The sequence below is a fragment of the Clostridium omnivorum genome, assembly GCF_026012015.1.
Taxonomy (GTDB): Bacteria; Bacillota; Clostridia; order Clostridiales; family Clostridiaceae; genus Clostridium_AX; species Clostridium_AX omnivorum.
The window spans coordinates 3,616,926-3,634,981 of the sequence record NZ_BRXR01000001.1; the positions used below are offsets into that span (position 1 = coordinate 3,616,926).

General features: G+C 31.8%; 19 protein-coding genes and 1 pseudogene. 18 read left to right on the top strand and 2 right to left on the bottom strand.

What is annotated here, in order from left to right:
- The first annotated feature begins 66 nt into the window (after positions 1 to 66).
- From bsdE14_RS17115 to bsdE14_RS17190, 17 genes are all read left to right on the top strand, one after another.
- The gene (locus tag bsdE14_RS17115; RefSeq protein WP_264851219.1) at positions 67 to 411 is read left to right on the top strand and encodes an ArsR/SmtB family transcription factor; all 345 of its coding nucleotides are present in this window, start codon (positions 67 to 69) and stop codon (positions 409 to 411) included.
- A 69-nt stretch (positions 412 to 480) separates the two neighbouring features.
- Entirely contained in the window at positions 481 to 1,494 is a 1,014-nt protein-coding gene (locus bsdE14_RS17120) for a permease (protein WP_264851220.1), read from the top strand.
- Between the two features lie 14 nt (positions 1,495 to 1,508).
- The gene (locus bsdE14_RS17125) at positions 1,509 to 1,736 is read left to right on the top strand and encodes a thioredoxin family protein (RefSeq protein WP_264851221.1); all 228 of its coding nucleotides are present in this window, start codon (positions 1,509 to 1,511) and stop codon (positions 1,734 to 1,736) included.
- A 118-nt stretch (positions 1,737 to 1,854) separates the two neighbouring features.
- The gene (locus tag bsdE14_RS17130) at positions 1,855 to 2,358 is read left to right on the top strand and encodes a Csac_0668 family 2Fe-2S cluster-binding (seleno)protein (RefSeq protein ID WP_309298123.1); all 504 of its coding nucleotides are present in this window, start codon (positions 1,855 to 1,857) and stop codon (positions 2,356 to 2,358) included.
- A gap of 144 nt (positions 2,359 to 2,502) precedes the next feature.
- The gene (locus bsdE14_RS17135) at positions 2,503 to 3,006 is read left to right on the top strand and encodes a MarR family winged helix-turn-helix transcriptional regulator (RefSeq protein ID WP_264851222.1); all 504 of its coding nucleotides are present in this window, start codon (positions 2,503 to 2,505) and stop codon (positions 3,004 to 3,006) included.
- A 142-nt stretch (positions 3,007 to 3,148) separates the two neighbouring features.
- Complete coding sequence (locus bsdE14_RS17140; RefSeq protein WP_264851223.1) at positions 3,149 to 4,240, top strand: permease; 1,092 nt, start codon at positions 3,149 to 3,151, stop codon at positions 4,238 to 4,240.
- A 129-nt stretch (positions 4,241 to 4,369) separates the two neighbouring features.
- Positions 4,370 to 6,202, top strand: coding sequence for a sensor histidine kinase (locus bsdE14_RS17145; protein ID WP_264851224.1), 1,833 nt, complete (start codon positions 4,370 to 4,372; stop codon positions 6,200 to 6,202).
- 109 nt (positions 6,203 to 6,311) lie between these two features.
- The gene (locus bsdE14_RS17150) at positions 6,312 to 6,887 is read left to right on the top strand and encodes a response regulator (RefSeq protein WP_264851225.1); all 576 of its coding nucleotides are present in this window, start codon (positions 6,312 to 6,314) and stop codon (positions 6,885 to 6,887) included.
- A gap of 179 nt (positions 6,888 to 7,066) precedes the next feature.
- Positions 7,067 to 7,393, top strand: a complete 327-nt coding sequence (locus bsdE14_RS17155; protein ID WP_264851226.1) for a hypothetical protein — start codon at positions 7,067 to 7,069, stop codon at positions 7,391 to 7,393.
- A gap of 335 nt (positions 7,394 to 7,728) precedes the next feature.
- On the top strand, positions 7,729 to 7,806 hold the full coding sequence (locus bsdE14_RS22400) for a potassium-transporting ATPase subunit F (RefSeq protein WP_350339569.1): 78 nt from the start codon (positions 7,729 to 7,731) through the stop codon (positions 7,804 to 7,806).
- 28 nt (positions 7,807 to 7,834) lie between these two features.
- Positions 7,835 to 9,514 carry a potassium-transporting ATPase subunit KdpA gene (gene kdpA / locus bsdE14_RS17160; RefSeq protein ID WP_264851227.1) on the top strand — a complete coding sequence of 560 codons (1,680 nt, stop codon included), beginning with the start codon at positions 7,835 to 7,837 and terminating at the stop codon, positions 9,512 to 9,514.
- A gap of 15 nt (positions 9,515 to 9,529) precedes the next feature.
- A complete protein-coding gene (gene kdpB, locus bsdE14_RS17165; RefSeq protein WP_264851228.1) occupies positions 9,530 to 11,539 on the top strand; it encodes a potassium-transporting ATPase subunit KdpB in 2,010 nt (669 codons plus the stop codon).
- Between the two features lie 29 nt (positions 11,540 to 11,568).
- Positions 11,569 to 12,129 carry a potassium-transporting ATPase subunit KdpC gene (gene kdpC, locus bsdE14_RS17170; protein WP_264851229.1) on the top strand — a complete coding sequence of 187 codons (561 nt, stop codon included), beginning with the start codon at positions 11,569 to 11,571 and terminating at the stop codon, positions 12,127 to 12,129.
- A gap of 14 nt (positions 12,130 to 12,143) precedes the next feature.
- A complete protein-coding gene (gene kdpDN, locus bsdE14_RS17175) occupies positions 12,144 to 13,268 on the top strand; it encodes a KdpD-like non-kinase potassium sensor (protein ID WP_309298124.1) in 1,125 nt (374 codons plus the stop codon).
- A gap of 114 nt (positions 13,269 to 13,382) precedes the next feature.
- Complete coding sequence (locus bsdE14_RS17180; RefSeq protein ID WP_264851230.1) at positions 13,383 to 13,958, top strand: hypothetical protein; 576 nt, start codon at positions 13,383 to 13,385, stop codon at positions 13,956 to 13,958.
- Entirely contained in the window at positions 13,951 to 14,331 is a 381-nt protein-coding gene (locus bsdE14_RS17185; RefSeq protein WP_264851231.1) for an NAD-binding protein, read from the top strand. The genes bsdE14_RS17180 and bsdE14_RS17185 overlap by 8 nt, the downstream gene beginning before the upstream one ends.
- Positions 14,331 to 14,702, top strand: coding sequence for an NAD-binding protein (locus bsdE14_RS17190; RefSeq protein ID WP_264851232.1), 372 nt, complete (start codon positions 14,331 to 14,333; stop codon positions 14,700 to 14,702). The genes bsdE14_RS17185 and bsdE14_RS17190 overlap by 1 nt, the downstream gene beginning before the upstream one ends.
- Before the next feature lie 221 nt (positions 14,703 to 14,923).
- On the opposite strand, the pseudogene bsdE14_RS17205 reads toward bsdE14_RS17190, so the two are convergent.
- Positions 14,924 to 16,089 (bottom strand): annotated as a pseudogene (locus bsdE14_RS17205) (xanthine dehydrogenase family protein molybdopterin-binding subunit); the annotation flags it as partial.
- A gap of 240 nt (positions 16,090 to 16,329) precedes the next feature.
- Between bsdE14_RS17205 and bsdE14_RS17210 the strand changes: the two are divergent.
- Positions 16,330 to 17,256: a metallophosphoesterase gene (locus bsdE14_RS17210; protein ID WP_264851236.1), complete on the top strand. Its 927-nt coding sequence runs from the start codon at positions 16,330 to 16,332 to the stop codon at positions 17,254 to 17,256.
- Positions 17,257 to 17,271: 15 nt separating this feature from the next.
- Here bsdE14_RS17210 and bsdE14_RS17215 read toward each other — a convergent pair whose 3' ends face one another.
- Positions 17,272 to 17,715 (bottom strand): hypothetical protein, encoded by a 444-nt coding sequence (locus bsdE14_RS17215; protein ID WP_264851237.1) that lies wholly within the window; start codon positions 17,713 to 17,715, stop codon positions 17,272 to 17,274.
- Positions 17,716 to 18,056: the final 341 nt, after the last annotated feature.

An 18,056-nucleotide genomic window follows, 5' to 3' on the forward strand; every position in this document is an offset into this window, starting at 1 on the left:
TATATACTCACATGCGTATATGCGGTTATATAAATTAATATTATAGAACAAAGGAAGTGAAATTATATGGATAAACTAACAGATTTTTTTAAAATACTTTCAGATGAAACTAGAGTAAGAATATTAGTACTTTTGTATCATAAAAAGCTTTGCGTTTGTCAGTTATGTGGAATAATGGGAGAAACTCAGCCAAAAATCTCAAAGCACCTATCAAAGCTTAGAGATATGGGATTTGTAAAGGATGAAAGAAAAGAACAGTTCATATACTACTACTTGAATTTAGAAGATAAGCTATTTGAGGGTGTCTTAAAGGATATAGTGGAGAACATTGACAAATATGAAAACTTAAAAAAGGACATTGAAAGACTTAGCAGTGCTGAAGTATTTCTAAGTACATGTAAAAGACAATAAAATAGTGATTTAGTGTCTAAATGAAGATTTAGATACTAAGTTTTATAATCAAAAGGTGGCGGGGTTTAAATGATAATATCAGCTTTTTTTAGCTTTCTAAATGATCAAATATTAAAAATGACTTGGCTTTCAGAACTGATAAGACTACTTGTAGAAAAAGTATTCGGATTATCCATTAAAGAAAGACTGGGAGGAAGCATACACTTCTTTATCTACGACACTATAAAGATATTCATATTGCTATCTGTACTTATATTTTTAATTTCTTATATACAAAGCTATTTTCCTCCTGAAAGGACAAAGAAGATACTTGGTAATATAAAGGGAATCAAAGGAAATATATTAGGAGCGTTACTTGGAACTATTACTCCATTTTGCAGTTGCTCTAGCATCCCAATATTTATTGGATTTACATCAGCTGGACTGCCGCTTGGAATAACATTTTCGTTCCTTATTTCATCTCCTCTTGTAGATATTGCATCATTACTAATCCTAATGTCCTTCTTTGGCGCTAAGATTGCTATAGCATATGTTGTGGTAGGTCTTATATTAGCAGTAGTAGGTGGAACTATTATTGATAAGTTGGGATTAGAAAGTCAGGTGCAAGGATATATACGTGAAATAGAAAGCGTTGATGCGGATATTGATGAGATGACAAGAGAGGATAGAATTTCATATTCAAAGGAACAAGTTAAAGACATTATTAAAAGGGTTTGGTTGTATGTACTAATAGGAGTTGGAATAGGTGCAGCAATCCATAATTGGATACCAACATCTGTGGTAGAAAGAGTAGTCGGAAGCAAAAATCCATTTGCAGTATTGCTTGCAACAGCAATAGGTATTCCAATGTATGCTGATATATTCGGTACTCTTCCAATAGCAGAAGCGTTATTTGGTAAAGGGGTAGGTATTGGTACAGTATTATCCTTTATGATGGCTGTAACTGCGCTGTCATTACCATCTATAATTATGCTTAGCAAGGTAGTTAAACCAAAATTATTAGCCATATTTGTTACAATTGTGTCCATTGGAATAATAATAATTGGTTATCTATTTAATGCATTTTCATTTATATTTATTTAATTAAGGAGGGTATTATGGTAATTAAAGTATTAGGAACAGGCTGTGAAAAATGTCATAAGCTTGAAGAAAACACAAAAAAGGCTGTAGAGGAACTAGGTTTAGATGCTACTATTGAAAAGGTTGAAAATATAGTAGACATTATGAAATACGGAGTGATGAAAACACCAGCACTTGTGGTAGATGAGAAAGTGAAGCTTATGGGAAGAGTTCCAACTGTAGAGGAAATAAAAAAATACTTATAAGTAGTAAGAAAGACTGAGATAAAAGCGCATTATGTTTTTATCTCAGTCTTTTAATATATTATAATAAAAATATATAAATATAAAAATATATAAATATTTCTATGAGGAGGGTTTAATCATGGAAAAACCAAATGCTAAAAGGTCTTGTTGAACAAGCAATGAGACTTCTGCTAGTATAGTAGAAAAAGATTTAATATGTCCTGTATGTAATGGAAAAACTCAGCAGGTTAAAGCCTTAACGGTTAAGCATTTTGCAATTGATAAAGATAAGATACTAGAAGATGTTTATAATATATGCTTAAATGAACAGTGTGAAGTAGTTTATTTTAATTTATCAAATAATTTCATATTAAAAAAATCTGATATTAAAATTCCAATATGGTTTAAGCAAGATGCAGATCCAAGGTATATTTGCTATTGTAATAAAGTTACTGAAGAACAGATAATTGATGCAGTGTTAAAGCATGGTGCAAAAAACATAAAAGATATAATTAGGCTCACAGGAGCAATGAAAAATGGTAAATGTGAAATCAATAATCCCTTAGGGAAATGTTGCAGTCCTTATATAAATCAAACTATTAATAAAGCATTGCTTATGGTTGACTCTACTATGTTAGAATAAATATTAATATAATAAAGAAATGCTAATTTTGAATATTAGCATTTCTTTTTATTACTTTATGAATATTAAAAAAACAAAAATAAATAGACATATTGATTTTAATATATTTGTATGATACAATTAATTTAAAGAGAGGTGATTGAGGTGACTGAAAAAAAGGGCATAGAATGTTGCAAAGTGCTGCCAGATAAGGTAAATCAAGAGGATAACTGCTGCGTAGAAGAAGTAGGACAAATGGTTCAAAGGTTAGTTAGAGTTTTTCAGTTATTTGAAAGAGATCAAATAAAGGTTCATGGGTTTACAAGCTCTCAATGCTATGCAATGCTGGAGATATTGAAGTATGGAAGTCTAACTATGAATGAGCTGAGTGATAAGATGAATCTGGACTCAAGTACTATGACAAGGGTTATAGATAAGTTAGTTAGAGATGAACTAGTATATAGGGATAGAGATAGTTCAGATAGAAGAATTGTTGTTGTGAGCCTAACGGATACAGGTAGCGAAGCTGCCAAGAAATTAAGTAGCTCAGTGAATGAATACTATAAGAAAATTATTGAAAATATACCAGAAGGAGAAGTGTTAGATATACTAGGATGTGTGTCTAAGTTGCTAAAAGCTTTTGAAAAAGCTAATCCAAACTGCTGCTAAAAATTTTATAATATAATTGTATCATACAAATATATTGCTGATGTATTTATTAAAGGAGGGTAAAAATAAAAACTACTTGTATGATACAAGCATTGCGTGTTGATTTTTATATAAAATAGAGATTTAAAAAGGAGAGATATTTATGGAAAAATTTATTACAGAAATATTACTGAGTATATGGCATTACTTAAGTGCAGACTGGTTAATTTTATTGATAGGTATAACTTTAGCAGTTACAATGAATGTTTATGTAGATTCAAACAAACTAAGAAATCTACTTACGAATAAGTCAGGAGCTTCTATACCAGGCGCAGTACTATTTGGAGCATTAACACCTCTTTGTGCATGTGGGACTATGGCAGTTCTTTTATCAATGTTTGTTACAGCAATGCCTTGGGGTCCAGTAATGGCATTTCTTATATCGTCACCGCTGAGCAGTCCTTCTGAATATATGTTTGAAACAGCCTTCTTTGGAAGTAAATTTGCCACTGCAGTATTAATAACGTCTGCTATTCTAGGACTAATTGCCGGATTTTTAGCTAACCTTTTAGAAAAGAAAACAAACTTTTTTAAAGATCAATTTAGATTTGTTAAGGATAAGGGTGAAAGCTGCTGTACAGTAAGTAGCAATGCTGCTAAGACGCTTAAGAGCTTTAAAAAAAGTGATAATGCTTCTGCGAATTGCTGTACGCCTAATAAAGAACTGGTAGTTAAAAGCTCAGCTGTACTAAAATTCAAAAAGGCTGCTATTAAGAATCAAGCTTGCTGCACAGAGCAAACTAGTGAAAAGAATCACATAGGTTTTATACAAAAGTATAAGCTTGATAGACTAGCAAGGAAATTTGTAAATATAGGCCTTAAGAAGATACTTTTCTATTTTGTTATCTTTATAGCCATAGGAAGAATAGTTGAAATGATAATACCTCAAAGCTTTATTATGGCTCTATTTAGTGCTGACAAAGCCTACTCTATCCCACTAGCAGCCACAATAGGCTTGCCTTTATATTTAAATGATTCATCAGCACTGCCTCTGCTAAAATCCTTTATAAATTCAGGGGCAGGGCAAGGGGTTGTTCTAGCATTTATAATAACAGGAAAAGCTACTGGAGTACCAGTTATAGCAGGCATGGCAACCTTTATAAAAAAGAGAGCAATGCTATTCTATATAGGAGCTGTTTATATAGGCGGTATTTTAGCCGGATATATATTTCAGTTAATGTATAATCTCTTATAAACTCAGAAGTGTAGTAAAATTTCGATAATGCAACATGTTTAATGGAGTTGTTAATATTGAATATTTGGGTTTATAATGATACTAAATCCATAAGATGGATTTAGTGAATTAAATACTTGGAGGTAAATCATGATTAGAACTCTGAAGGCAAAATTTTCTGTTGTTTATCTTTTACTATTTGTAATTACACTGATTATAGGTGTTGTTTCAGCTTTCAATATATATAATTTAGAGAAGTCAATTAATGGACTTATGGTTGATAATTATAGGAGTATAAGAGCAGGAAATGAGATGCTAGAGGCATTAGAAAATGAAAATAGCTCAATATTAACCTATATAAATATTAGCCGAAATAAAGGGATAGAGGACTTTTATAAATACAGCAATACATTTTACAATGAATATTATGTGGAGGCTAATAATATTACAGAAAAAGGTGAAAAAGAATTAGTAGAGAAGATCAATAAATCAAATGTTAGATATCTTCAGCTATTTTCTAAGCTTCAAGAAATGTCAGCGAGTAACGATACTTCTATAGTAGAATTTTATAATACCCAAGTTACGCCAGAGTTTAACAATTTAAGAGATTTAATAAGTAAATTAGTTTTATTAAATGAAAAAAGTATGTTTGACAGCAAGGATATAGTAACTCATGATGCTCAAAATTCAATGTATATAATATTAACTCTAAGTGCTATAGGTATAGTAATAGGTTTTATTTTATCATTATTCTCCTTAAAAAAATTTTTGAGCCCATTATATGCTTTAAGAGAAAATATGAAAGCTGTAAAGGAAGGAAATATCAATCAGCAAACTTCAATTGAAACCAATGATGAAATAGGAGAGTTATCCATTGAATTTAATAATATGACAAAAAGACTGCAGCAGTTTGAACATAGTACTTTAGGCAGGGTTATAGCAGAAAAGAATAAATCAATTGCTATTGTAAAGAGTATTTCAGATCCTATAATAGTTTTGGATACAAATTACAAAGTGCTGCTTATCAATAATGCATTAGAGAAGCTGTTTAATACAAAAGAGGAAAATGCTCTAAATAAATATTTCCTTGAGGTTATTACTAATGGAGAATTATATGATTATATACAGCATGCTTATAATTCTCAGGTTGAAGTATCAGAAAATAAAATAATGTATTTTGAGCTTAATGATGAGGATTATTATTTTAATGTAATAGTTACTGTTTTAAAAGATTCTGAAGATAAAGCTGTGGGTATGGTAGTCCTATTTCAAAATATCACAGGAATAAAACAGATTGAAAAAATGAAAAGTGATTTTATAGCTACAGTTTCTCATGAGTTTAAAACTCCATTGACCTCTTTAATGATGGGAACAAGCCTAATTAATGAAGAAAGTGTAGGGAGCCTAAATGAGGAGCAAAAGAATATTATATCAGCTGTTAAAGAAGATAGTGAGAGACTATTGAACTTAGTAGAAAATCTGTTATCCCTTTCTTTAGTTGAATCCACAAATGGAATATTTAATATTGAGCCTAATTTTATTAATAATATTATCGAAAATAGTATAAGTGGTTTTACGGAGCAAGCTAATAGTTTAGGAGTAGATATTATATACAAATCAGATAGCAATCTTCCTAAAGTAAATGCTGATTTTGAGAAGGTGACTTGGGTTATTAATAATTTAATATCAAATGCCTTAAAGTTTACTAAAAAAGGAGGTTCTATATATATTTCTTCTTTTATAAGTCAAGATAGGCTTTGCGTTTTTGTTAAAGATACGGGAATAGGGATACCAGAGGAGTATAGAGAAAAAATATTTGATAAGTTCGTACAGGTTAAAGGTAGTGATACTGTAGCTAATGGCACAGGGTTAGGTTTAGCAATATCCAAAGAAATAATTGAGGCCCATGGTGGAGAAATTTGGTGTGAAAGTGAGCTAGGAGTAGGTAGTAAATTTATATTTACTCTACCGCTGGCTGAATGATTATTATGGAATGGGTGTAAATGATTCAAATGGACTTACGGGTACACAGACTGCAGAGTATGCTGTTTTAGAGTATCCAGAGTTTTGATAATAGGAGGAGAATAGCAATATGAAAAGGGTACTTGTAGTAGATGATACAAAAAATATTAAAAACTTGCTTACAACTTGTCTGACTGTAAATGGATATAGTGTTTTGACAGCAAGCAATGGTGCTGAGGCTATGGAAATTTTAAAAACTAATGAAGTTGAGTTAATATTTTTAGATATAAAAATGCCTGAGCTTAGTGGAACGGAGGTTCTGAAAAGAATCAGGGGAATGGGAATAGAGACTCCTGTAATAATTATGACAGCATTCGCAACAGTAAAAAATGCTGTAGAATGCACTAAGCTTGGGGCTATTATGTATCTTCAAAAACCATTTACTTCAGATAAGGTTAAAAGTGTTTTAGCTGAAATTGAGCCTCTGATAGAAAAAAATAATTTAAGTATAGATAGATATTTATTGAGAGCTAAGGAATTAATGAGGACAGGTGAGCTGGATGAAGCTTTTAATATTCTTAAGAAAGCTTTATCTATAAATGTGAACAGCAAAGAAGCATATGAACTACTTGGAAATATTTATGAGCTTCGAGGAGATATTACAGAGGCTGAGAGGTTCAATAAGATTAGCAAGTTATTTGATTAGCTTCGTGGTTAGTGAGAAATAAAGAATCATTCATTTAAACTAAGCATATATAAGATAGTTAGCTTTGGCTAGCCATTTTTATAAAATATAATTATCCTGCCTATAGATTTTAGATTTAAGTTTAGAAAGATGAAGAACTATAATTTTTATGTAATGAATCTTATAGGGGGAGAAACGAAATGAAGAGGCTTGTAATTCCTTTAGGGATAATAGTAATATTGTTATTATGGTCAGTTTATAATGGTAACTCAGGTACATATTCAGGAACTTATGATTTTACACAAGATCCTAATATTGTGTTAAAGATAAATGATGACCTTACCTGTATCATGTATTATACAATTGACAAAAATAGTGAATTCATGGAGGGACATTATTCAGTAGATGACGATAATAATATAACTTTGGTTCTTAAGAAGGATAATTTAAGTAAATCATTAACTGGAAAAGTTAAAGGTTCAACTATAGAAATGGCATCCATGAATGGAAAGTTTATAAAAAAATAGATTATAGAAGCTGTGATTAGATTTTATTCTAGTTACAGCTTTTTTTATTTCTAACATTATGTCCAATGATTATTAACTTGAAAGCTTAGCAAGATTGCGATAAATGAAATCGCTGCCATCAGGTTAATTAGCTTTTTTTGAAGAATAAAGCTATGGATATTAAAATTGTTTAAGTATATTAAGGGGTATATCATATTAGTAGAAATTAACAAAAGCAGAAGCCTTAAGTTTCTTGGGGGTTCTGCTTAACTCAATTTATAGGCATTAAAACTTCTTATAAGTTACATAATAACATTAATGTGACTATAAGTATTGAAATGTTGAGGTGAAATTCTATGGTATTTATAAGTATTGTTTTTGGAGTTGTTACAATTTATTTATTTTATGCTCTTTTAGAGCCTGAAAAATTTTAGTTAATTAAGAAATTTGGGAGGATTCTATATGTATTATTTAGAATTGGCATTAATTGTTCTAATTTTAATATTAATCACTAAGCCGCTTGGCACCTATCTTTTTAGAATAGCAAAATATGAGGATATGTCCCAAAATGGCTTCTTTAATTCAATTGATAACTTTATATATAGAGTTATTGGTGTTGATAAAGTTTCAGTTATGGGATGGAAGGAGTATTCGAAAGCCTTCATAATAACAAACATCATAATGATTTTTACTGCTTTTATTATTTTGATTATGCAGTTCATGCTGCCATTAAACCCAACAAGAGCACAAGGGATGAATTTCGCTCTTGCTTTTAATACTGCAATAAGCTTTATGACAAATACAAATCTTCAGCATTATGTTGGAGAAAGCGGTATATCTTTTTTATCTCAAATGCTTGTTATTGTGTTTTTAATGTTTGCCTCAGCTGCTTCTGGTATAGCAACAGCTTTTGCTATAATGCGTGGTATTGCACAGAAGAGAGATGATCTTGGTAATTTTTATGTAGACTTTACGAGAATAATTACAAGATTACTGCTGCCATTTTCAATAGTAATAACCTTAGTGCTGGTTTCTCAAGGTGTACCTCAAACCTTTGGAGGAATACAAAAGGCATTTACCTTACAAGGAGAAACGCAGACTATAATAACAGGACCAGTAGCAGTACTTGAATCTATAAAACACATTGGAACAAATGGTGGGGGATTTTTTGGAGCTAATTCGGCTCATCCATTTGAAAATCCAAATCCATTTACAAATTTAATAGAAATTTTAGCAATGATGATAATTCCTGCTGCACTAGTTTATACCTTTGGACTTATGGTAAATAGTAAAAAACACGCAAGAGTGTTATTTATATCACTTATGGTTATTTTCATTGGATTAACCTCAGTAGGAATTTATTCTGAAACTCATGTTGGAAAGCCATATACAAATACTACAATCAATAATTCACTTGGAAATATGGAAGGTAAGGAAACAAGGTTTGGAGCAAGCGATTCTGCTATTTTTGCAGGGGTTACAACAGCATTTACAACTGGCTCAGTAAATTCTATGCATGATTCCTATACTCCTATAGGAGGAGGGGTGCCATTAACATTTATGATGCTTAATACAGTTTTTGGCGGAGAAGGTGCAGGTATTGAAAATGTAATATTATATGCTATATTAACAGTTTTCATAACTGGCTTAATGGTGGGAAGGACACCTGAATATTTAGGAAATAAGATTGAGACTAGAGAAATAAAGCTTGCTGCTTTAGCTATACTTATACACCCATTATTAATATTATTTGCTTCTGCAGTAACAATAGTTTTAGGACTTGCAAACTCACATATTACTAATCCTGGCTTTCACGGCCTTACACAAATGATTTATGAATTTACTACAGCAGCTGCTAATAACGGTTCAGAATTTGCAGGCTTTGTTGGAAATACTAACTATATGAATATAATGACAGGAATATTAATGTTTATTGGAAGATACGTAACTATAATAATGTTAATTGCTATAGCAGGTTCTATGGCAAAGAAAACTAAGCTTCAGCCTTCAACAGGAACCTTTAGAACTGACAATGCACTTTTTGGAGTATTGTTTGTATCAGTAATCATGATAGTTGGTGCATTAACATTTTTTCCAGCATTAATTCTTGGACCTATATCAGAGTTTTTAAGTTTAGTTTAAGGAGGGGTGGATACTATGAATAAAGAGATAATAAAGACTGCAGTGGTGAATTCTTTTAAAAAGTTTAATCCTAAAACAATGGTTAAAAATCCAATAATGTTTATTGTTGAGTTAGGTGCTGTTCTTACATTACTAGTAACCATTTTTCCTGGATTATTTAATTCAACTCAAAGTTTTGGATATAATTTAACTATAACTTTAGTGTTATTTATTACAGTACTTTTTGCTAACTTTGCTGAATCTATAGCAGAAGGAAGAGGAAAAGCTCAGGCAGATACACTTAAGAAAACTAAAAAGGATACACAAGCAAAGCTTATAGACAAAAATGGAAAAATAAAAATGATAAGTTCAGCAGAACTTAGAAAAGGTGATATTGTTCAGGTTTCTGCTGGAGAAATTATACCAAGTGATGGTGAAATAATTGAAGGGATAGCATCTGTTGATGAATCTGCTATAACTGGGGAATCAGCTCCGGTAATTAAAGAAGCCGGAGGAGACTTTAGTTCTGTTACTGGTGGTACAAAGGTTATCAGCAATACTTTAAAGATAAGAATATCAGTAAGCGCGGGAGAATCCTTCTTAGATAAAATGATTAGCCTTGTAGAAGGTGCTGCAAGACAGAAGACACCTAATGAATTAGCCTTAAGTACGCTATTAATTAGCTTAACTATTATATTTGTAGTTGTGGTTTGGACTATAATTCCTATTGCTGGATTTGTAAAAATAAATATAGATATAGCTACTCTTATTGCACTCTTGGTTTGCTTAATTCCAACTACCATAGGAGGGCTCTTATCAGCTATTGGTATAGCAGGGATGGATAGAGTTACAAAGTTTAATGTAATTGCTATGTCTGGTCGTGCAGTAGAAGTTACAGGTGATATAAATGCTATGCTGCTAGATAAAACAGGAACTATAACCTTCGGTAACAGAATGGCAGATGAATTTGTACCAGTTGGAGGACATACAGCAGAAGAAGTAACCTATTATGCTCTTCTTTCTTCTTTGAAGGATGGTACACCTGAAGGTCGTTCTGTGGTAGAGCTATCACATAAGCTTGGGATAAAAGCAGATGATGGTATAGAAGAAGGTGCTGAAGTAATTGAATTTACTGCCGAAACAAGAATGAGTGGTATGAATTTCAAAAATGGTTTAGTAGTAAGAAAAGGAGCTGCTTCGGCAGTAGTTGACTATGTTAAGGCAAATGGCGGGGCTATTCCAAGTGATTTAGAGAGTGAGGTAGAAAGAATATCTAAATTAGGAGGAACACCTTTAGTAGTTGTAAAAGAGAAGGAAATAATGGGTGTTATTTACTTGAAGGATATAGTTAAGCCAGGCATGCAGGAAAGATTTAAGCAGCTTAGAGCTATGGGCATAAAAACTATAATGGTAACTGGAGATAATCCTCTAACAGCTCAAACCATTGCAAAAGAAGCAGGAGTAGATGACTTTATAGCGCAGGCTAAGCCAGAGGATAAAATCTCAGCTATAAAAAATGAACAGGCACAAGGAAGGCTGGTAGCTATGACAGGAGACGGAACAAATGATGCCCCAGCGCTTGCTCAAGCAGATGTGGGCCTTGCAATGAACAGCGGGACTATGGCAGCAAAGGAAGCTGCAAATATGATAGATTTAGATTCTGATCCTACAAAAATTATAGAGGTAGTAGAGATTGGAAAGCAGCTTCTTATGACTAGGGGTTCCCTTACGACCTTTAGTATTGCAAATGATGTTGCTAAGTACTTTGCTATACTTCCTGCTATTATGTCAGCTACGCTGCCATCTATAGGAATACTAAATATAATGAGATTATCTTCTTCAAATAGTGCTATTCTTTCAGCATTAATATTTAATGCTGTGGTAATACCAGCATTAATACCTATTGCCATGAGAGGTATTAAATATAAACCTGCATCTGCAAATGCAATTTTAGCAAAGAATATGCTTATTTATGGGATAGGTGGAGTTATAACTCCGTTTATAGGTATTAAGGTAATAGATGTGATAGTTAGTTTATTTATTTAGCTTAAACTGAGTGAAAAGAGGTAATATTTATGAATAATGTTAAACCAGGTCTTAGGCTTACTTTAATATTTATTTTAATACTTGGTATAATATATCCCCTTGTAATGACTGGTATATCAAATTTAATATTTCCGGAAAAAGCAAAAGGAAGTTTAGTATATGATAAGAACCAGCTTATAGGATCTTCGATAATAGGTCAAAAATTTACTGATGATAAATGGTTCCACGGCAGACCTTCCGCTATTGAATATGATGCTTCTAAATCAGGTGGCACTAATCTTGCTATGTCAAATCCAGAATTTAAAAAGGCTTTAGATAGAAATATTAAAGAATTTTTGAGTAAAAACCCTACTGTAAAGCAAGAAGAAATACCATCAGATATGTTAACAGCTTCAGCTTCAGGTTTAGATCCGGAAATAACTGTAGTTTCAGCAAAGCTTCAGGCAGATAGAGTGGCCAAGGCAAATGGAATTGCTGTTGAGGAAGTAAATAGGATAATAGATAGCAATAAAAGTGGAAAGTTTTTAGGTGTATTTGGTCAGGAAAGAGTTAATGTACTAAAACTAAACTTGAAGCTTTTAAATAAATAGATTAGAGGTGCATTATGGCTAATAAGTCACCGGATCAGTTTTTAAAGGAAATTGAAAGAGCGAATAAAGGAAGGCTTAAGATATATATTGGTGCTGCTCCTGGGGTAGGAAAAACTTATCAGATGCTTAGAGATGCACATGAAATGAAAGAAAGTGGAATAGATGTGGTTATTGGACTCGTTGAGACCTATGGACGAAAGGGAACTATAGCTCAGATTGGGGATCTCGAATTAGTGCCAATGAAAGAGATAGTATATAAAGATGTCATATTGGAAGAAATGGATGTGGAGGCTATATTAAAAAGAAAGCCTCAAGTTGTAATTGTAGATGAACTAGCTCATACTAATGTGCCTAATAGTAGAAATCAAAAGCGCTTTCAAGATGTCCTTGAGATTATAGAAAATGGTATAAGTGTTATGACAGCTGTTAACATACAGCATTTTGAGAGCCTAAATGATTATGTAAATAGAATGACTGGCGTAAAGGTAAGAGAAACAATTCCAGATACTCTTATGGATTTAGCAGATGAAGTTGAAGTTATTGATGTTTCAATAGATGCATTAAGAGATAGATTGAGGCAGGGCAAAATTTATAGCAAGGATAAAATTGAAACTGCTTTAAATAATTTCTTTAGAGTAGGAAATCTTACTGCTTTAAGAGAATTAACACTAAGAGAAGTAGCTAATGAGGTGGATGAGCACCTCATGGAATATAAGAATGCTAAAAGTGTAGAGGGGCTTGTAGGAGCACAGGAAAAAATTCTTGTGTGCGTTAATCTAAACTTTAATGCTGAATATCTAATTAGAAGAGGCTATAGAATAGCAAAAATGCTAAAAGCTCCTCTATTTGTTTTATATGTAAAAAGTAATGAATACACAACTGACAGAGAAAAACTAAAGAAGCTAGATGATTTAAGTGAGCTTTGTACTAAGCTTGAAGCCGAATTTAAAGTAGTTGCTGCAAATGATCCAGCAGTACCAATAATTGAGTTTGCTAAGGAATATGGTATAACTCAAGTAATAATAGGGCAGTCTGCAAGAACTAGATCTCATGAGATAATAAGAGGGTCCATTGTAAGAAAGATAATGAGAGGTATAAAATATGTGGATGTTTTAGTAGTTGCTGACCCAAGGATTTAATATGAGTAAAGAGCTGGAAGATGTGTAAAGATACATCTTCTTATTGTATTAGTATACAAAGGTAAAGTAAAAATTGAAATAGTTTGTATATTTTTTTATTTAGGGGGAAGATGTTTGTTTAGTAAGTATGCAGATTTAGAAAACGATACTCTCAAAAATTATTCTTCTATATTAGCTGAGAACTGTTATGGTATTTCACTAATATTTAAAATATATATAAATACTAAAAATTGTATAGATTATATTCCAGATAATGTACTTCAAAAAGCTTCAGAAACACTTGTTATGGGAAGAGGAAATAATTTTAGTAAAAACATATTACTCTATTCTTTGTTAAAAATAAGTGGCTTTGAATGTGAGCTAAATTACAAATATATTGTTGATAATACAAAGGTAATAACTTGTAAAAATAATAGTATTATCCCTTGGTTTTACGTTAATGTATATTATCTTGACAAGAAACTTGAAATGGATTGTAGTCTTGATAGGTCCTACAAAAAATCTGCTGGAGTTGTAATAGATGGAAATGAAATGGAATATAGCGTAGAAAAGTATAAGGTAAAAAATAAAAGGGCTTTTTCATTACTTCCTATGGACGTAGAAGATAGTGAAGACTATGTTTTAAATATTCTATCAAGACGAGGAGTAGCTGGAGTCTATTCAAGGTTGAGGGGGATTGGATATGTATAATATTGTTATTGGTGCTTCAAAGTATGGTGAAATGATTATAGATATGTTAATGCAAAGAGAGAAGTTAGTAATGGCCTTGGACAAATATGAAAGTCTTAAAAGAATTGATAAAAAAAGAATTTTAAAAATTCAAGTGAATATTGAAAATGTTAAACTTGTTGAAGGTGAGATAAAAAATCAAGAAATTGAGGGTATCTATATTCTTACTGATGACGATAAGTTAAATCTAATGCTTGGGGAGTATTTATCATCCTATAATAATGTGAATGTTTTACTATCAGAGGAGAAAATGCTGAAACTTGCAGGTGTAAAGTACAAGGTTATTTGTCCTGATACACTTGTGAAGGATTTTATTTCAAGGGGGATAGAATAATGGTAGCAGTGGTAGTTGGTGATTTAAAGAAAAGTGAATTGATTTTACAAGATTTAAGAGATGCAGGGTTTGGAGTGGCCTTTATAGATACAGATAAAAATAAGGACATTACAGATTTATGTTTAAGGGAAAATAGAATCCAGTTTGCGAAGCTTTTTATAGCTTTAACTGAAGAAGATCAGGTTAATTTATACCTGTGTAAGCTTGCTAAGATAGTTTATGGAGTACCAAAGACTATTGCAATAGCAAATTATCCAGATAATATAGAGCTTATGAAAGAACAACTGATTGACAATGTTATTTGCTCTAATTTGTTTATAAAGGAAAGTATTGAAGATATTATCGGTGAGAGAGCAAGTGGATGTAAATAGTTATTATTGGATGTGGAAGGCTTGGAAGTAATTTGGCTATGTAATAAAATAATGATAATGAGCTGCTAATAAGTTTTCGCATGGTAACTTATTAGCAGTATTTTATTCTATCGGCTAAACAAAAATATATCCCTATTTTTTAATATGGAATTGAATGGTAACGATTAGTGTTTTAAGAGGATTTATATAGTAAATATGAGGTGTCTTATTTATATAACCTACTTAAGTTTTTCTGCTAGTATTTGTGCTAATGTGGTTTTCATTGAAGACCCTATTTCAACGGCTCCACTATTAATATTTATACTTCCATCGCTGTTGAAAGTAAGTACAACTCCAGAAATGGCATCTGTAGGAGAATCTGAGGTTTTCCAAAAGCAACTTAATCCCTTTGCACGTATCATACCATTTTCTAACTCTATCCTATTGCCTTCGTCCCATTTAATCATATCCTTTAATTTTGAGAGGCAGCTATTTAGATTTCCTAAATTACTTAAATTTAGTTTGACTTGCGATTGAATCACAACATAAATTTTCTATATTATATGGGCCGGTGCAGTCCACTGCTATAGCTTTAGCCATACGTGGACCTATATCTGCATATGCTCCGCAATCTACCCAATATGTACACTTCAAAGCCACCACCTACAAAGGGAACATGAACAGATATATTTCCTTCAGGTACATTGTAAGCTTTGCTTAATAGTTTCTTAACTGAGAATGGAGCTTGGGAAGAGGTATAGATTATAAATTGACCATTTGGTAGAATTTGAGCTCTAGCATTTCTTGTTTCCATAGCTATGTGGTCTGATTGAGGCAGTGAAAAGGATCCATCTACTATTACATTGCTTTCTTTAAAGCCTTTTTCAAGATCTCCTTTTCGAATCTTTATATGATCAGCAATGTTACTATTCGGTTCATGATATACATCTTCAACTGCAAGGTTATACTGTGAAGCATTTTCGTGAATTAATGGCGAGTTTAGCTTAATAGCTTCAATTACTGAATTAACAACAGGGAGAGGCTCATATTCAACCTCTATAAGGTTTACGGCACTCATAGCATCTTGCTCACTATTAGCAATTACTATGGCTACTGGTTCTCCGAAATATCTTACCTTATCTCTTGCAATTGGAGGTCTGTCTTCAATAACTGTGCCCAATAACCCTAAATAATAGTCTCCGGTAATTATGGACTGAACACCAGTAACCTGGATAGCTTCATTTATATTAATTGATTTTATTTTTGCATGAGAATATGTGCTTGTGAGTATTTTGCCATACAGCATATTTGGTACTATAGTGTCATCAGTATATTTTGCAGTGCCAGTTACCTTGTTACAGGCCTCTTTTTTCGGATTATTTACTCCTATGCTTGTGAAACTTTCCATTGTTGCTGCCTCCAGTATGAATATATCCGTAATATTTATGAAAATATTAAAAATAAATAGTCAAAATTATTTTTCCTTTATTTAGGTGGATTATACATAGTTGAATAATCCATTACCAATATCTAAAATTTTGTTTAAAGTTTTAAATATATTCTTATTTAAAAGGGTAGATTAACCATATATGGTTAAGTTGTTTTGCATAAATACGGAAGTTAATTTTTAAGTTTTAAGAGGTGTGCTATGATATACGAAAAAAAGTTAGTAGAAAAGAGATTAACGGAAGCTTACAATAAGGCTAAAATTGAATACTTTGATAACAATTCTAAATATATATTTTTCAGTGACTGTCATAGAGGAGATTGTACACCATCAGATGAATTTGCTAAAAATCAGAATATCTTTTTATTTGCATTAGAATTCTATTTTAATAATGGATATACTTATGTGGAGGCTGGAGATGGAGATGAACTTTGGCAACACTCAAATTTTAAAGAGATAAGGCTGGCACATGATGAGGTGTTTTCTCTACTAAAAAAGTTCTATGATTCCAACAGATTGATTATGTTATATGGTAATCACAATGTGTACTTAAAGTATAAAGATTTTGTACAAAAGAATTATTATAAATTCTACGATGATTATAACCAGGAAGACGTGGAATTATTTCCTGGGATTACGCTATATGAGGCAGTGGTGTTTAAACATAAAAGTACAGGACAGGAAATACTTACTGTTCATGGTCATCAAGGAGACATAATGAATGACAGGTTATGGCGGTTTACTGTACTTACAGTAAGATATTTTTGGAGATATCTGAACTCAATAGGATTTACAAATCCTGCAAGTCCTGTAAGAGATTCTGAAAAGATTCATAAAATTGAACGCATTTATAATGGGTGGATTGAAAGAAACAAAATTATGATCATCTGTGGACATACTCATAGACCGTATTTTCCCAAAGCTAACGAATTACCGTACTTCAATGATGGATCATGCGTGCGAGCAAGTGGAATACAAGGTATTGAAATAGAAGAGGGGAAAATAACGTTGATTAATTGGAAAATCAGCTATGACTCATCGGGTGATCTTCATATAAAAAGGGAAATATTAAGAGGACCAGAGCCAATCGAAACATTTGATTTAAGAAATTATAAAACAAATGAGTAAAGTGATGTTAAATCGTTACATAGTTTTTCTTATTTGTTTATAAACATAGAAAATGAGGTTGGTAGGAAACATACGCTGTTTAAACAGGATAATCATTGATAAAACTGCTTCAACCAATCCTATGATAAAAAATATAACATGCAGATAAATTACCGTATTAAGCATGATACATTGGACGATAATCCAAATTACCAATGCCCAACTAAATATGCTACTTACGTATCCATGAAATCTTGGTTTTAAAAGAATTATAAAAGCACTTATAATATTTCCAAGCCCAATCACTGCAAATAAGATAATACCAGGTATAAGATAATTACTAAAAGGTGAATTTTTCAGAGCATCAGTTGGCATTCCCCCTGGCCCTTGAGGATTTAGAATAGCCATCATCCCGCCGCCCACGGCTCCTAACCCTACAAATGCATGCAAAATAAACAATAACCGATATACTTTCTTCATCTCTTTTCCCTCCACTCACCATAAAATAAATTAATGCATCATTAAAGATAATTATAAGCTTATTATATTATAAGGCAATTATACCACAAAGTGGATGAATATGATTTATTTGTTGGAAGAATTTTTGCTTAATCAAAAATTAATATTTTATAACAAAAAGTAAGGGTGAATAAAAAAGTTGTCTATTATAGTTATAATTTATTCTTTTACTATGTTTATTTTCAAACTTAGGATAACGATTCTCAAATTTTATGATTTTCCAATATATCTATTGACAATGTGACTTACCAGTCATATAATGTGACTATAAGGTCATATGACCCATGAGTCATAGTTTCACT